Annotated in this window: 13 protein-coding genes; 7 read left to right on the forward strand and 6 right to left on the reverse strand. The window is 75.5% G+C overall.

Translation table 11 applies throughout. The features are described 5' to 3' along the window. Positions 1–24: 24 nt before the first annotated feature. From ACIA6B_RS02010 to ACIA6B_RS02020, 3 genes are read left to right on the forward strand one after another with little or no spacing between them, the layout of a single operon-like run. Positions 25–1,266 carry a histidine kinase gene (locus ACIA6B_RS02010; protein ID WP_396770010.1) on the forward strand — a complete coding sequence of 414 codons (1,242 nt, stop codon included), beginning with the start codon at positions 25–27 and terminating at the stop codon, positions 1,264–1,266. Positions 1,267–1,307: 41 nt separating this feature from the next. After that, the gene (locus tag ACIA6B_RS02015) at positions 1,308–1,904 is read left to right on the forward strand and encodes a LuxR C-terminal-related transcriptional regulator (RefSeq protein ID WP_396770217.1); all 597 of its coding nucleotides are present in this window, start codon (positions 1,308–1,310) and stop codon (positions 1,902–1,904) included. Positions 1,905–1,912: 8 nt separating this feature from the next. Next, complete coding sequence (locus ACIA6B_RS02020; protein ID WP_396770012.1) at positions 1,913–2,602, forward strand: hypothetical protein; 690 nt, start codon at positions 1,913–1,915, stop codon at positions 2,600–2,602. A gap of 12 nt (positions 2,603–2,614) precedes the next feature. Here the strand turns inward: ACIA6B_RS02020 and ACIA6B_RS02025 are convergent, their stop codons facing one another. The 4 genes from ACIA6B_RS02025 to ACIA6B_RS02040 all read right to left on the reverse strand — a co-directional run bounded on the left by ACIA6B_RS02025 (position 2,615) and on the right by ACIA6B_RS02040 (position 9,932). Then, positions 2,615–3,628 (reverse strand): LacI family DNA-binding transcriptional regulator, encoded by a 1,014-nt coding sequence (locus ACIA6B_RS02025; protein ID WP_396770014.1) that lies wholly within the window; start codon positions 3,626–3,628, stop codon positions 2,615–2,617. Then, entirely contained in the window at positions 3,625–6,045 is a 2,421-nt protein-coding gene (locus tag ACIA6B_RS02030; RefSeq protein WP_396770016.1) for a beta-glucosidase, read from the reverse strand. Before ACIA6B_RS02030 ends, ACIA6B_RS02025 begins: the two co-directional genes overlap by 4 nt. A 237-nt stretch (positions 6,046–6,282) precedes the next feature. After that, positions 6,283–7,518, reverse strand: coding sequence for an ROK family protein (locus tag ACIA6B_RS02035; RefSeq protein ID WP_396770018.1), 1,236 nt, complete (start codon positions 7,516–7,518; stop codon positions 6,283–6,285). A gap of 80 nt (positions 7,519–7,598) precedes the next feature. Then, entirely contained in the window at positions 7,599–9,932 is a 2,334-nt protein-coding gene (locus ACIA6B_RS02040; RefSeq protein ID WP_396770020.1) for a TIM-barrel domain-containing protein, read from the reverse strand. 114 nt (positions 9,933–10,046) lie between these two features. Between ACIA6B_RS02040 and ACIA6B_RS02045 the strand changes: the two genes are divergently transcribed. Both ACIA6B_RS02045 and ACIA6B_RS02050 read left to right on the forward strand, forming a co-directional pair. Beyond that, on the forward strand, positions 10,047–12,053 hold the full coding sequence (locus ACIA6B_RS02045; RefSeq protein WP_396770024.1) for a beta-galactosidase: 2,007 nt from the start codon (positions 10,047–10,049) through the stop codon (positions 12,051–12,053). A 50-nt stretch (positions 12,054–12,103) separates the two neighbouring features. Continuing rightward, the gene (locus ACIA6B_RS02050) at positions 12,104–12,652 is read left to right on the forward strand and encodes a GNAT family N-acetyltransferase (RefSeq protein ID WP_396770026.1); all 549 of its coding nucleotides are present in this window, start codon (positions 12,104–12,106) and stop codon (positions 12,650–12,652) included. A 4-nt stretch (positions 12,653–12,656) separates the two neighbouring features. Here ACIA6B_RS02050 and ACIA6B_RS02055 read toward each other — a convergent pair whose 3' ends face one another. Further along, positions 12,657–13,052 carry a DUF1232 domain-containing protein gene (locus ACIA6B_RS02055; RefSeq protein ID WP_357301856.1) on the reverse strand — a complete coding sequence of 132 codons (396 nt, stop codon included), beginning with the start codon at positions 13,050–13,052 and terminating at the stop codon, positions 12,657–12,659. A gap of 112 nt (positions 13,053–13,164) precedes the next feature. Here ACIA6B_RS02055 and ACIA6B_RS02060 point away from each other — a divergent pair, with 112 nt between their 5' ends. Next, positions 13,165–13,641: a DUF1992 domain-containing protein gene (locus tag ACIA6B_RS02060; protein WP_396770027.1), complete on the forward strand. Its 477-nt coding sequence runs from the start codon at positions 13,165–13,167 to the stop codon at positions 13,639–13,641. Between the two features lie 30 nt (positions 13,642–13,671). Here the strand turns inward: ACIA6B_RS02060 and ACIA6B_RS02065 are convergent, their stop codons facing one another. Beyond that, positions 13,672–14,286: a TetR/AcrR family transcriptional regulator gene (locus ACIA6B_RS02065; RefSeq protein WP_396770029.1), complete on the reverse strand. Its 615-nt coding sequence runs from the start codon at positions 14,284–14,286 to the stop codon at positions 13,672–13,674. A 62-nt stretch (positions 14,287–14,348) separates the two neighbouring features. Between ACIA6B_RS02065 and ACIA6B_RS02070 the strand changes: the two genes are divergently transcribed. Further along, a complete protein-coding gene (locus ACIA6B_RS02070) occupies positions 14,349–15,230 on the forward strand; it encodes an NAD(P)H-binding protein (protein WP_396770031.1) in 882 nt (293 codons plus the stop codon).

The following is a 15,230-nucleotide window of genomic DNA, read 5'->3' on the forward strand; positions in this document are numbered from 1 at the left end:
ACGACCGCCCCCTAGCCTGGTCACATGACAGACACGCTGCTCAGGGCGGTGACCGGGCGACGGTTCCTGGTCTCGGCCTGGCCGTGGCGTGGGTTCGCCTACTCGGCCACCACGGCGCTCGCCGCCGGCGTGCTGTGGCTCGTGCTGGCGGTGCCGCTGACACCGCTGATCTCGGCCGCCGTGCTCCTGCGCGCCGGGCGGACCAGCGGCTACCTGATCGTGGCGGCCTGCCTCGGGCTGATCGGGGTGGGCCTGCTCGCGCTGCTGGGGCCGCAGGTGGCGCTCTGCATGGCCCGGGCCGAGCGGTGGCGGCTGCGGCTCGCCGGGGACACCCCACCGCCGCCCGGACGCCGCGGCGCGCTCTACACCGACCCGGCCACCTGGCGGGCCGTGGCCTACATGGTCCTGCTCGGCGTCGTCGGACCGCTCTGGCTCGGCGTGCTCGGAATCGTCGGACTGCTCGTCGTGTCGACGCCGGTGTCGGTGGCACACCGGATCTCGGTCGCCGACTCGCTGCCCGGCATCGTCGCGCGCGCCGGCGGCGGCCTGCTGCTGATCCCCGCCCTGCTCTACCTGACCACGCTGTTCGGCGGCGCGCACGCCGCGCTGGCCCGGATGCTGCTGTATCCGGAGCGGTCCGAGGAACTCGTCGAGGTGGCCCGGTCCCGGACCCGGTTGGTGCACGCGTTCGACGCCGAACGGCTGCGCATCGAGCGGGACCTGCACGACATCGCCCAACAGCGCCTGGTCGCCCTGACCATGCAGATCGGGATGGCCCGGCTCGATCTGCCGCCGTCCTCGCCGGCCGCCGCCGCGATGGCCGCCGCGCACGAGCAGGCCAAGACCCTGATGGCCGAGCTGCGCAACCTGATCCGCGGCATCAGCCCGCGTACCCTGCGGGAGTGGGGCCTGCGCGCCGCGGTGGAGGAACTGGCCGCGGCGAGTTCCCTGGAGGTACGCGTCGACGTCGCCCCGGCCCGCCTGCCGGCGGAGGTGGAGGCGGTCGCGTACGCGGCGATCTCCGAGGCCCTGGCCAACGCGGTGAAGCACGCCGCCGCCAGCGAGGTCACCGTCACCGTCCGGCGCGCGGCCGGGCGGCTGGTGGTCGAGGTCCGCGACGAGGGCGGCGGCGGCGCCGACCCCGGACGCGGGTCCGGGCTGACCGGGCTCGCCGACCGGGCCGCCGCGGCCGGCGGCCGGCTGCTGATGTCGAGCCCGCCCGGCGGCCCGACGGTCCTGCGGGTGGAGCTGCCGTGCGCGTCGTGATCGCGGAGGACTCGGTGCTGCTGCGGGAGGGGCTGAGCGCGATGCTGCCCCGGTTCGGCATCGAGGTCGCCGCCGCGGTCGGGGACGCCCCCGCGCTGCTGGCCGCCGTCCACGCGCACCGCCCGGACCTCGTCGTCACCGACGTCCGGATGCCGCCGAACCACACCGACGAGGGGTTACGGGCCGCCGTCTCGCTGCGCGCCGAGGACCCCCGGCTCCCGGTGGTCGCCCTCAGCCAGTACGTGCAGCACAGCTACGCCGGGGAACTGCTCGCCTCGGGTTCCGGCCGGTCCATCGGCTACCTGCTCAAGGACCGCATCGGCGACGTGGCCGAGTTCGCCGGGCACCTGCGCCGGGTGGCCGACGGCGCCACCGTGATCGACCCCGAGGTCGTCCGGCAACTGATGCAACGCCGCCGCGACCCGCTCAGACAGCTCACGGCCCGCGAACGCGAGGTCCTCAGCCTGATCGCGCAGGGGCACTCGAACGCGGCCACCGCCCGGATCCTGTCCCTGACCGAGGCCGGTGTCGCCAAGCACATCGGCAACCTCCTCACCAAGCTGAACCTGCCGCTCAACGACGACACCAACCGGCGGGTCCTCGCCGTGCTCGCCTACCTGCGCAGCCGATCCGACTAGGAGTTCCCTTGCCCACCCCCGCCGCCCGGCGTCGCGACGTCGGGCTCCGCGCCATGGCCGTCGTCCTGGCCGCCGCGTTCTTCCTCGCCCCGCTCGCGCTGGGCCCCGACCGGCTCGACGACGTCCCGCGCGCCCTGCTCGCCTACTGGTCCGCGGGCGGCACGGACTTCCCGCCCGAGCTCCGGCACGCCGTCGACCACCAGTTCCGGTACCACCTGATCCGGGTGCTGATCGCGGTGCCGCTGCTCGCGGTGCTGGTGGCGCTGGCCTACCGGGCCCGACGGTTCCGGCTGCCGCTCGGGGCGCTCGCGCTCGCCGCGGCGGTGCTGCTGATCGCCGACGTCCAGGGGGCCGTGTCGCCGTTCGGCACGCTCCTGCCGCATCTGGCGGCCGGCCCCGCCGACACCCGGCTGGTCGTGCTGGCCCAGGTCCGCGACCAGCTCGACCACGGCCCGGTGTCGCCCGCGCTGGGCGTGATGCTCGACGAGTACGTGCGCTGGCACGTGGTGAAGGGCACGCTGGTCGGCCTGCTGGCCGCCGCCCTGACCGGCCTCGCGGTGCGGTCGTGGCGGCCACGCCGGTGGCTCAGCCTGCTGCTGGCCGTGCTGGCCGTGGCCGCGCTGGTGGTCGTGGCGGCCAACGTGTCCACGGTGGTGAACCCCGGCCCGCCGTTGCTGCTCCTGCTGGAGGGCGGCTGACCAGGGGCGGGCTCAGGGGCTGGTGTCGCGCACGGTCAGCGTCGGTTCCAGCAGCGTCACCTCCGGCACCGGCTCGTCACCCAGCCGCCGCATCAGCAGCGTCACCGCCTGCCGGCCCACCTCCTCGGCCGGCACCGGCACGCAGGTCAACCCGGCCGGCTCGGCCAGCTCGTCGGGGCAGATCGCGACCACCGCGACGTCCTGCGGCACCCGCCGGCCCAGCGTCGGCAGCGCGGCCAGCACCGGCCCGACCGCCGACTCGTTCTGCACCACCAGGCCGGTGACGTCGGGGTGGTCGGCGAGCAACGCCGCCAGGTCCCGGCGCACCGCCGCCGGGCCCTCCTCACAGGGCCGGGTCACCGCGTCGACGCCGAGCCGCCCGGCCGCGGCCGTCACGCCGGCCCGGGTCCGGTGGGCGAAGCCGGTGCCCCGGTCGTAGACGGCGGCCGGGGCGCCGAGCAGCGCGATCCGCCGGTGCCCTGCGGCGGCCAGGTGCTCCACGCACAGCTCCCCGGCCCGCCGGAAGTCCAGGTCCACGCAGGCCAGGCCGGTGCTGTCGGCCGGGTGCCCGATCAGCACGCCGGGCAACGCCAGCTCCCGCAGCAACGGCACCCGGGAGTCCTCCAGCTCCACGTCCATCAGCAGCACGCCGTCGACGAGCGCGCTGCCGGCGATGCGGTGCAGCCCGGCCGGCCCCTCGTCGGCGGTGACCAGCAACACGTCGTGGTCGTGGCGGCGGGCGGTGGTGACCACCGCGGTGGCGAACCGCATCACCACCGGCACCTGCATGCCGGTACGCAGCGGCAGCACCAACGCGATCACGTTGGCCTTGCGGCTGGCCAGGGCACGCGCCCCGGCGTTCGGGTGGTAGCCCAGCGCGCGGACGCTGGCCAGCACCCGCCCCCGGGTGGCCGCCGAGATGGTCCGCTTGCCGCTGAGCACGTACGACACGGTGCTCGCCGCCACCCCGGCGTGGCGGGCCACGTCGGCGATGGTGACCTGCTCGCCCGCGGCGCGGCCGCTCACCGGGCCGTCCCGCAACGCTCCGCCGCCGACGTGGCCGCCCCGTCCGCGCCGTGCACGGCGAGCGCGCCCACCAGCCGGATGTCCCGGGCCGAGCGGCCCACCAGCAGCGAGTGGGTGGCGTCCTCCACCACCATGGCCCCGCGGTTCTCGTCCCACCAGGCCAGCTCGGCGGTACGCAGCCGCAGCGTCACCCGGGCCGCGCACCCCGGCTCCAGGGTGACCCGGGCGAAGTCGCGGAGCTGCCGCAGCGGCTGTTTGACCCGGGAGCGTCGCTGCCGGGTGTAGAGCTGCACCACCTCGGTGCCCGGGCGGCGGCCCGTGTTGGTGACCTCGACGCTCACCTGCACCTCCTCGTCGGTGTGCGCCGTGGCGGTGCTCAACCGGAGGTCAGCGTAGTCGAACTCGGCGTAGCTGAGCCCGTGGCCGAACGGGTACAGCGGTTCGCCCCGGTGGTAGAGGTAGGTGGCGTCGGCGCCGATCACGTCGTAGTCGAGCAGGTCGGGCAGTTCGGCGGTGTCGGCGTACCAGGTCTGGGTCAGCCGCCCGCCCGGGTCGGCGTCGCCGAGCAGCACGTCGGCCAGCCCGTGGCCGTGCTCCTGACCGCCGTGGGCGCTCCACAGCACCGCCGGCAGGTGCTGCCGGGCCCAGCCCACCGCGTACGGGTAGCTGCTGGTCAGCACCAGCACGGTACGCGGGTTCGCGGCGTGCACGGCGCGCAGCAGGTCGAGCTGGCCGGTCGGCAGGTCCAGGTCGACCCGGTCCTCGGTCTCGCGGCCGTTGACCATCGGGTGGTTGCCGAGCACCACCACCGCCACGTCGGCGGCGGCGGCCAGCGCGGCGGCCTCGGCCGCGCCGTCGACGCGCAGCTCCACGGTGAACGCGGCGGGTTCGCCGACCGCGACGCTCAGCCGGCCGGCCGGGTCGACGCCGACGTCCCGGCCGGTGGCGAGGTGGTGCAGCAGCACGGCGCCGTCGGGCCGGTGCCGTGGGCGGAACGTCTCGCGGACCACCCAGCCGCCGGGGCCGGGACGGTCGTCGACGAGCGCGCCGGTGTCGTCCGCGCCGACGTACCGGCCGTGGTGGGCCGCGCGCAGCGCCACCACGCCCTGCCCCCAGTCGACCACGTCGAACTCGGTGGGCGCCGCGTCGGCGAGCGTCAGCGGCCCGCCGTCGACGCACCGGACGGCCCGGTCACCGAGCCGCAGCGTGATCCGGTCGACGCCCGGGTGGGTGGTGACCTCGGGCAGCCGCCCGAGCAGCCCCTCGAACGCGCTGACCGCGTACGGCAGGGTGCCGCTGTACCAGTCGGTGAGCACCGTGTCGGCGAGCGGGCCGAGCACCGCGACCCGCCGGTCGGGCGCGAGCGGGAGCAGCCCGTCGTTGGACAGCAGCACGACCGACTGGCGGGCCGACTCGCGGGCCAGTTCCCGGTGCGCCGGGCAGTTCACCACGTCGGCCGGCACGTCGCCGTACGGGTCGTGGCCGGGCGGGTCCAGGTCGCCCAGGCGCAGCCGGACCGACAGGATCCGCCGGACCGCGCGGTCCACGTCGGACTCGGCGACCAGCCCGCGCGCCAGCGCCTCGGTGAGCCGGTCCACGGTGGGTCGGGGGTCGTCGTCGTCCTCGGTGAAGCTGTCCACGCCGGCGCGCAGCGCGGCGGCGAAGCCGGCCACGTGGTCGGGCAGGTACTTCTGCATGCCGGCGATGTTCCCGACCGCGCCGGCGTCACCGACCACCATCACCTCGTCGTCGGCCCAGCCGCGCAGCTCGCCGTCGAGGAGCGGGCTCAGGTGCGCCGGCACGCCGTCGACCAGGTTGTACGACGCCATCACGGCGACCGCCGCGCCGGCGGCCAGTGGCGCGCGGAAGGCCGGCAGCTCGTACTCGTGCAGCACGCGTGGCGGCAGGTCGTTGGAGGTGAGCGCCCGGTCGGTCTCGTTGTTGTAGCCGAGGAAGTGCTTGAGCGTCGGCGCGGTCCGTAGCCGGGTGGGGTGCGCGCCGCGCAGCCCGGACGCGTAGGCGGTGGCGAGCCGGCCGGTGAGCCAGGGGTCCTCGGACCAGCCTTCCTCGTTGCGTCCCCACCGTGGGTCGCGCAGCGGGTTGACCACCGGCGCCCACACGTTGAGGCCGACCCGGTTCGGGTCGGCGCGGTGCTTGGCTCGGACCTCGTCGCCGACGGCGGCGCCGACGGCGGCGATCAGGTCCGGGTTCCAGCTCGCGGCCAGGCCGAGCGCCTGCGGGAAGACGGTGGCCTCGCCGAGCCAGGCGACGCCGTGCAACGCCTCCGTGCCGGTGCGGAACCCGGGCAGGCCGAGCCGGGGGACGGGCGCCTGCCACTGGTGCAGCAGGCCGAGCTTCTCCGCGACGGTGAGGCGGGCGAGCAGGTCGTCGACGCGGTGGGGGACGGGGTCGGTCATGGCGGGCGCCTCCGGTGGGCGTGCGGGTCACACTCCCGGTGATCGAAGCGCTTCGATTGCCGGGTGGTGAGGACGGCGGCACGCACGCAAAAAAAGGGGTGGGGTGGTCGGCCGGCGGGTCGGCCCGGAGCTGCGGTGAAGCGCTTCGACAACCGCCGGAAAACAGGCCGCCCACGGATTGCCCGGTCCGGAAGCGGCGCTACCGAGGTTGGCATCCGGGGCCGGTGCGGTCAAGGGTCAGACGGCGGGTAGTTGCCCGGCCTCCACGGTGGCCAGTGCGGCGGTGGCGCCGCCCAACGCGCTGACGGCGGAACCGAGCGTGCTGGCCTCCAGCCGGACCCCGGCCGGCGGTGCGAGCGCGCGGGCGGCGAGTTCGGTGCGGGCGGCCGGCAGCAGCCACGGCGCGAGCGTCGCCAGGTGGCCGCCCACCAGGACCACCTCCGGGTCGAGCAGGTCGACCAGGACGGACACCGCGCAGCCGAGGTGCCGGCCGATCTCGGTGAGCCCGGTGCGCACCGGCTCGTCGCCGGCGCGGGCGAGCGCCTGGATCCGGTCGATCTCCGGCAGGTAGTCGGTGACCGGCGCGTCCGGCGCGGCGTCGGGCAGCAGGCGGCGCACCACGGCGTCCACGCCGGCCAGCGACGCGAGGCAGCCCCGGCGCCCGCACCGGCACGCCGGCGCGCCGGGTGTGCGAGGCCCGTCGGTCAGGACCGGCAGGTGGCCGATCTCGCCGGCGAAGCCCCGGCCGCCGCGCAGCAGCCGGCCGCCGCTGACCAGGCCGGCGCCGACCGTCAGGCCGCCGGTGAGGTGGATCAGGTCGGCGGTGCCGGCGTACGGGCCGTGCCGCAGCTCCGCCGAGACGGCGAGGTTGGCGTCGGTGTCCACGCCGATCGGGAAACCCGGGTCGCGCAGCGCGCGGCGCAGCTCGGCGGCGAGCGGCACGCCGCGCCAGCCCAACGCGGGGGCCAGCGGGACAGCGCCGTCGGCGTCCACCAGGCCGGGCACGCCCACGGTGAGGCCGAGCACCGAGCGCCCGGCGCCGGTGACCCGGGTGACCGCCCGTCGGGTGAGCGCGGCGAGCGCGCGTACCGTCTCCTCGGGGCCGGCGGGCGCGGCGGCGAAGGCGCGTCGCCAGGTGAGCAGCCGCTCGCCGCTCAGGTCGGCGGCGACCACGACCAGTTCGTCGGCGCCGATCTGCAGGCCGAGCCCGACGTGGCGGGCGCCGTCGAGCACGAGCATGGTGGCCGGGCGGCCCACCCGGTTCTCGGTCAGCCCGGTCTCGCGCAGCAGCCCGTGCTCGATCAGCTCGCTGACCAGGCTGGAGACGGTCGCCTTGTTGAGGCCGGTGCGGGCGGCGACGTCGGCGCGGGAGCAGGGCGCGTGCCGCCGCACGTGCCCCAGCACCACGGCCCGGTTGGCGACCCGCACGTCGCCGAGGTCGGCCGTCTGGACCGACCGGTCGATGCTGATCACGTGCTGTCCGCCTCCTGCGCCGCGGTCCGTCGGGTTCGGCCAAAGCTTAAACTAAATCGGCACGGTGCCCACCGGGCGGCTCAGCCGCCGAACCACGGCGCGAACGGGGTCACCGGGATCGGCTCGCCGTCGAGCACGACCCGGCGCGGCGCGTCCGCGCCGACCACGCTGACGCGGCGCACGTCCAACGGCCCGTCCACCCGTACCCGCAGCGTGTCGCCGTCACGGACGGCGGTGACCGTGCTGTCGCCGTCGTCGTCGCGGACCACCGTCACGCCGTCGGTCCCGCCCCACGACACCAGCGTGACGTCGCGGAACGGCCCCTCGGCCACGGTGGGCGCGGGCGCCACCGTCGGGACCAGCGCGCCGCGCCGCACGTACAGCGGCAGCCGGTCCAGCGGCGCCCGCACCCGCAGGTGCCGGCCGCCGGGGTGGTGCCGGCCGGTCGACGCGTCCAGCCAGTCGTCGCCGGCGGGCAGGTAGACGGCGCGTTCCCCGCCCGGGTCGAGCACCGGCGCCACCAGCAGGTCGACGCCGAGTCGGTACTGCAGGTCGGTGGTCCAGGCGGTCGGGTCGTCCGGGGTGTCGACGAGCAACGCCCGCAGCATCGGGCTGCCGGTGCGGGCCGCGTCCACCGCCGCCGACCACAGGTACGGCAACAGCCGGTAGCGCAGCCGCAGCGCCGCCACCGCGTACCGTTCCGCCTCCGGCGGGAAGTCCCACGGCAGCCGGCTGGTGGTGCCGTGCAGCCGGACCAGCGGCGACAGCGCGCCGAACTGCGTCCAGCGCACGTACAGGTCGGGCTCCGGCGTGCCGTGGAAGCCGCCGGTGTCGTGGCTCCAGAACGGCACCCCGGACAGCCCGTGGGACAGCCCGCCGCGCAGCGTGCTGGCCATGCCGGGCCAGGTGGCGTTGACGTCGCCGCTCCACTGCGCGCTGTGCCGCTGCCCGCCCAGGTACGACGAGCGCGCCCACACCGTGCGGTGCCCGGCGACCTCCTCGGTGACGTCGGCGACCACGTCGTTGAACAGCAGCGCGTACACGTTGTGCAACTCGACGCCGGTCATCCCGTTGTGCGCCACCGCGTCGGCGGGCACCCCCTCGGCGAAGTCGGTCTTGAACACCGCGACGCCCTGGGCCAGCAGCGGTCGCAGCAGGCCCTGGAACCAGCGCACCGCCGCCGGGTTGGTCAGGTCCATGATGGCGCACACCGGGTAGCTGCCGTGCCAGGTGTCCGCGACGTACGTGTCGCCGTCGGGGCGGCGCAGGAAGTAGCCGGCGGCCTCGGCCTCGGCGTACAGCGGACTGTCGGTCATCAGGTAGGGGTTCATCCACAGGCACACCCGGAAGCCGGCCTCGGTGAGATCCTTGAGCAGGCCGGCGGGGTCGGGGAACGCCTGCTCGTCCCAACGCAGGTCGGACCAGCGGCCGGCGACCTGCCAGTAGCAGTCCAGGTGCAGCACGTCGCACGGGACGTCCCGCTCGCGGATGAGCCGGGCCCGCTCGCGCACCCGCTGCTCGCTGTCGGGGAAGAACCCGGAGGAGATCCAGGCCCCGAACGCCCAGCGCGGCGGCAGGTACGGCCGGCCGGTCAGCGCGTCGAGCCGGTCCAGGATCTCCGCCGGTGTCGGGCCGGCCAGCACGTAGTAGTCGAGCAGGTCGTCCGGGACGAGGAACTGCACGCTGCTGTGGGTGCTGGCGCAGACGTCGAACTGCACCGGCAGGCCGCTGTCGACGAGCACGCCGTAGCCGCGGTCGGACAGGTAGAACGGCACGTTCTTGTGCGACCGGTCGGACTCGCCGCCGAACGCGTCGAAGTTCCACATCAACGGGCGCTGGCCGCGCTTGTCCAGCGGGGTGAACTTCTCGCCGAAGCCGACGAACCGTTCGTCGCCGGGCGCGACGAAGCTCTCGTGCCAGGCGACCGGGTCGCCGTCGAGGGTGGAGCGTCCGAGCGGCAGCGTGCGCCGCCGGCCGCTGATGTCCCGGGTGCCGCCGTCGGCGGCCACCAGCAGCCGGCCGCCGGCGTCGAGGAAGCGCAGCCCCCACGGGTCGAGGCGGATCTCGGCGCGCACGCCGCCGGCGTCCACCCGGGCGTACGCGTCGTCGACGGTGACCTCGGCCGGGTGCGGCACGGGGCGGGTCAGCGTCAGCGCCCGGGCGGAGCGGCTGCGCACCGAGAGGTCGTCGGTGAGCCGTACCCGGATGATCCCGTCCCCGGCGGCCTCGACGCGCGCGACGAGCGTGCGGCCGGAGGAGCAGGTGGCGGTGAGCGTGACACCGTGCGCATCGACCGCGGTCACCTCGGCCCGCAGCACGTCGTCGGCGCCCTCCTCGCCCGGGGCGCGCACCGGCAGGTCGGGTGGGTCGGCCACGAACGTCTCGTACGGGACCAGGGGCGGGCGGTAGGGCATGGGCGTCTCCTCGCGGCGACACGGGCGGCCCCGCAAGTTTCTTGGGAACCACAACTAACTGTCAATGATCTGTCGCATTGACTTTCGTCCTCACCTCTTCCTACTTTGACGGGGGTGACAACTAAAGCGTTGTGGAGCGACGGTCGGCTGAGCTACGGCGGAGACTGGAACCCGGAGCAGTGGCCACCGGCGGTGTGGTCGCAGGACGTCGCCCTGATGCGCACGGCCGGAGTCAACCTGGTCACCGTGGGCGTATTCGCCTGGTCCCGGCTGGAACCCACCCCCGGCCGGTACACCCTCGACTGGCTGGACGAGGTGCTGGACCTGCTGCACGCCGCCGGCATCCGGGCCGCCCTGGCCACCCCCACCGCCTCCCCGCCACCCTGGTTCACCTCGCGCCACCCGGACGCGATGCCGGTCACCGCCGACGGCGTCCGCCTGCACCACGGCAGCCGGGACACCTACTGCGCCGCCGCCCCCGCCTACCGCGCCGCGGCCCGGACCATCGCCGAGGTGCTGGCCACCCGGTACGCCCAGCACCCGGCGCTGGCGCTGTGGCACGTGCACAACGAGTACGGCGCCACCTGCCACTGCGACCACGCCGAGACGGCGTTCCGCCGCTGGCTCACCGGCCGGTACGCCGACCTCGACGCGCTCAACGACGCGTGGGTGACCAGCTTCTGGGGACAGCACTACACCGACTGGGCGCAGGTCGGCGTGCCCCGCGCCACCCAGTACCTGGCCAACCCCGGCCAACTGCTCGACTTCCGCCGCTTCTGGTCGGACACGCTGCTGTCCGCGTACACCGAGCAGCGGGACGTCCTGCGGGCGGCGAACCCGGCGGTGCCGGTCACCACCAACTACGTGCTCGGCGACTGGGTGCCGGTCGACCACGCCCGCTGGGCGCGCGAGGTGGACCTGGTGGCCGTCGACCACTACCCGGACCGCATCGACGGCGGCGCGGAGGAGCAGACCGCCTTCACCGCCGACCTGGCCCGCGGCTGGGCCCGCCACGGCGCCGGCCGCCCCGCGCCGTGGTTGCTGATGGAGAGCGCACCCAACCAGATCCACGTCACCGGGCGGATGCACACCAAGGAACCGGGCCGGATGACCCGGCACAGCCTGGCGCACGTCGCCCGCGGCTCGGCCGGGACGATGTTCTTCCAGTGGCGCGCCCCGGCCGGCGGCGCCGAACGGTTCCACTCCGCCGTGGTGTCGCACGCCGGCGCGGACACCCGGGTGTTCCGGGAGGCCACCGACCTCGGCGCCACGCTCGGCCGGCTCGCCGGCGCCGCGACGGGGCAGGTGGAGGCGCGCGTGGCGATCGCCCACGACGCCGCCAGCGGCTGGGCGCTGCGCCACCCGGGGATGCCCCGCGACGGCCTCGACCACCCGGGCGAGGTGGCCGCCGCGCACCGGGTGCTGTGGCACGCCGGCCTCACCGCCGACCTGGTGACGCCCGGCGACCCGCTCGACGGCCACCGGCTGCTCGTGCTGCCCGCGCTCTACCTGGCCGCCGACGCCACCGTCGACTGGGTACGCCGCCACGTCCACGCCGGCGGGCACCTGCTGGTCACCTGGCTCAGCGGCGTCGCCGACGAACACGCCCGCGTCCGCCTCGGCGGCTACCCGGGCGCCTACCGCGACCTGCTCGGCGTGCGGGTGGAGGAGTTCCACCCGCTCGCCGACGACGAACGGGTGCCGCTGACCAGCGGCGGGTACGGCCGGATCTGGTCGGAGACCGTGCACCTGGCCGGGGCGGAGCAGGTCACCGCGTACATCGGTGGGGTGCTGGACGGCCGCCCGGCGATCACCCGGCACCGGGTCGGCGCGGCCCGCACCTGGTACGTCTCCACCCGGCCCGACGACGACACGTACCGCCGGCTGCTCGTCGAGGCGGCCCGGCTCGCCGGCGTCACCCCGAGCTGCCCGGCGCCGCCCGGCGTCGAGGCGGTCCGCCGCCGCGACGGCGACCAGAGCTGGCTGTTCCTGCTCAACCACACCGACCGCCCGCAGCGGGTGCCGGCGGCCGGGCACGAGCTGCTCACCGGCGAGCCGGTCGACGACCACGTGACCGTCGGGCCCGGCGGCGTGGCGGTGCTGCGCGAACCACCGCGCTGACCCGCGTGCCGGCCTCGCGTTCACCCCCGGTGACGCGCGACACTCGGACGATGTCCGTCGTGTTGTCCGCCGCCGCCACCCCGACCGCGCCCGGCCTGCTGCTGCGCCCGTGGCGCGACGGCGACGCCGACGCGCTGCTGGAGGCCTACCGGGACCCGGTGCTGCGCGCCTGGACCCGTCTTCCGGTGACCACCCGCGCCGAGGCGCGGGCGTTCCTGCGCCGGGCCCGGCAGGGCTGGGCCGCCGGGCGCCGGTTCAGCTTCGCGGTGCTGGAGGACACCCCGTCGGGGCAGCGGCTGGTGGCCTGCGTGGTGCTCAAGGAGGTCCAGCCCGGGCGGCCGGCCGCCGAGGTCGGCTACTGGACCGCGGCCCCGGCCCGTGGCCGGGGCGTCGCGCCGCGGGCCGTCGACGCGGTCACCGGCTGGGCGTTCGCCCGCTTCGCCGCCGCCGGCCTGACCCACCTGGAACTGCTGCACCAGGTCGACAACCCGGCCTCCTGCCGGGTCGCGGAGAAGAGCGGGTACGCCTTCGTCGAGGTGCTGCCGGCCCGCCCGCCGTTTCCCCGCGACGGCCACCGGCACGTACGTCGGCTGCCCTGAGCCGTCACCGCGCGGCCGGGCCGAGCAGGCGCAGCAACAGGCGCGGCTCGCCCGGCCACGCGTCGAGCAGCACCTGCCGGGGCACCTGCCGCCCGGCGTAGCGCAACGCGAGCGCCACCACGACGATGTCGTCCAGCGGACCGATCACCGGCAGGAACTCCGGGATCAGGTCGATCGGGCTGGCCAGCCACACCCCGGCGACGACGATCGCGATCCGGGCCCGGCGCGGCACGCGCGGGTCGCGGCGCAGCCGCCGCACCGTGGTCAGACAGTCGGGCACGAACGCGGCCAGGTCACGCAACAGGCCGGGGGGCAGCCGCCGCGCCGCCAGCACCAGCACAGCCCAGCTCGCGACCAGGCATCCGGTCGCCACGCCGAGGCCGATCAGCCAGTCACGCACGTCGCCGCTCCTTTCGTCGGCGGAACACTACGCGCCGGGAACACTTCCGCGTGCGGCGACGCTGACCATGGTCGGAAACCGGCGGATACGGTGGGAGCGGGAGGTGACGGCGGTGACGACAGGCTGGGAGGCCGCGGTCGAGGCGCAGATCCGCTCGGCGCAGGAACGCGGCGAGTTCGACAACCTGCCGGGGGCCGGCAAACCGATCCCGGGCCGCGACCAGCCCTACGACGAGGGCTGGTGGATCCGCAGCTTCATGGAGCGGGAACAGATCCCGTCCGACCTGATGCTGCCCACCCCGCTGCAACTGCGCCGGCGCGTCGAACAACTTCCCGCCGAGCTGCGCGACCTGCCCACCGAGGACGCGGTCCGGTCGTACGTGGCGGCGCTCAACGCTGAGGTGGTGGCCTGGCTGCGTGCCCCGACCGGCCCTCGGGTGGTGGTCCGCCCGGTCAACGTCGACGAGGCGGTACGGCGGTGGCGGGCCGACCGGCAGCAGCGTGTCGTGCCCGCGACGCCGGTCGAGCCGGCGTCGCCCGCCCCGCCCGTGGCCCGCGCCCGCCGCCGGTGGCGTTGGTGGCGTCGCTGAGCCCGGCCGCGGGTCGCGCCGCGAAGCGCGTCAGGAGTCGCCCGCCGCCCGGCCCAGTCGGGCGAAGGCGCGGTCCGCGTCGACGACCGCCTCCGGGTGGACCTCGTGCGCCGTCCGCCCGTCGGCGATCTTCTGCCAGTTGTTGCGCGCCAACACGCGGTGCACGGCGATCACCTGGGCGGCCAGCAGTCGGGCCCCGATGCCCGGGCCGAGGGCCGCCGCCAGCGCCTGCTCGTCGTCGAGCAGGTACCGCATGAGCCGTCCGGCCAGGCTCGGCGTGCTGAACACCAGCCGGTGGAACGCCACCACCTGGGGATGATCGTTGAGGCCGGTCACCGGCTCGAAGCGGTCGAGGCCGGCCCGGAAGTGCCGGTGCAGCGCCGTCATCGGCGCGACGTCGGGCCGGCGGTCGCGTACCACGCGTGCGGCCTCGCCGTTGTGGTCGGCGAACCGGTGCAGGATCAGGTCCTCCTTGGTCGCGAAGTAGCGGAACAGGGTCGGTTTCGACACCTCGGCCGTCGCCGCGATGTCGGACACCGAGACCTGCTCGAACCCGCGCGCCAGGAACAGCGCGATCGCGGCATCGGCGATCGCGCCCCGGGTCTGCGCCTTCTTGCGGGCCCGCAGCCCGCCCGGCTCACTCACCGCGTCAGGGTAACAAGAGTTACCCGGTTGCGTTTTTAACCCGGTGACGGTTCGATGGTGGCATGGAACGTACCGACGCGGTGCTCGTCACCGGGGCGACCGGCCGGATCGGGCGCGCCGTCATCGATCAACTGGTCGACGCGGGCGTGCCGGTCCGCGCCCTCGTCCGCCGCCCCGAGTCGGCGGCCACCCTGCCCACCACCGTCGAGGTCGTCACCGGTGACCTCACCGCGCCCGCATCGCTCGACGCGGCCCTGACCGCCGTGCGCACCGTCTTCCTGGTCTGGACCGCCCCGCCGCACACCGCGCCCGCCGTCGTCGACCGGCTGGCCGCCCACCCGCGACGGGTCGTCTACCTGTCCGCGCCGCACCGCACCCCGCACCCGTTCTTCCAACAACCGAACCCGATGGCGACGCTGCACGCCCGCATCGAGCAGCTCATCGCGGCGACCGGTCTCGACGCGACGATCGTCCGGCCGGGGATGTTCGCCTCCAACGCGCTGCACTGGTGGGCTCCGGCGATCCGTCGTGACGCTGTCGTGCGGTGGCCGTACGGCGCGGCCGAGACCGCCCCCGTCGACGACCGGGACGTCGCCGCGGTCGTCGCGCGGATCCTGTCCGAGAACGGGCACGCCGGCGGCGACTACGTCCTGACCGGCCCCGAGTCGCTCAGCCAGGCCGAACAGGTCGGCCTCATCGGCGCCGCGCTGGGCCGGCCGATCGCGTTCGAGGACCTGCCGCCCGACGAGTTCCGTCGCCAGGCCCCGGAGGCCGCGCGTCCCGCCGTGGACATGCTGCTGGCCGCGTGGCGGGCCACCCTGGGGCAGCCGGCGTACGTCACCACCACGGTGTCGGACCTGCTCGGCAGGCCGGCGCGTACGTTCCGTCAGTGGGCCGCCGACCACGTCACCGCGTTCACCGCAGCGGCCGATCCGGCGGGCTGA

It is taken from the genome of Micromonospora sp. NPDC051141 (genome assembly GCF_044455765.1).
In the GTDB taxonomy this organism is placed as follows: domain Bacteria; phylum Actinomycetota; class Actinomycetes; order Mycobacteriales; family Micromonosporaceae; genus Micromonospora.

Excerpts from the sequence above, each read along its gene's own strand:
- ACIA6B_RS02015 (WP_396770217.1), top strand. The coding sequence starts at position 1,308 with ATGCTGCCCCGGTTCGGCATCGAGGTCGCCGCCGCGGTCGGGGACGCC.
- ACIA6B_RS02040 (WP_396770020.1), bottom strand. The coding sequence starts at position 9,932 with ATGCCCTACCGCCCGCCCCTGGTCCCGTACGAGACGTTCGTGGCCGAC.
- ACIA6B_RS02050 (WP_396770026.1), top strand. The coding sequence starts at position 12,104 with ATGTCCGTCGTGTTGTCCGCCGCCGCCACCCCGACCGCGCCCGGCCTG.
- ACIA6B_RS02010 (WP_396770010.1), top strand. The coding sequence starts at position 25 with ATGACAGACACGCTGCTCAGGGCGGTGACCGGGCGACGGTTCCTGGTC.
- ACIA6B_RS02070 (WP_396770031.1), top strand. The coding sequence starts at position 14,349 with ATGGAACGTACCGACGCGGTGCTCGTCACCGGGGCGACCGGCCGGATC.
- ACIA6B_RS02030 (WP_396770016.1), bottom strand. The coding sequence starts at position 6,045 with ATGACCGACCCCGTCCCCCACCGCGTCGACGACCTGCTCGCCCGCCTC.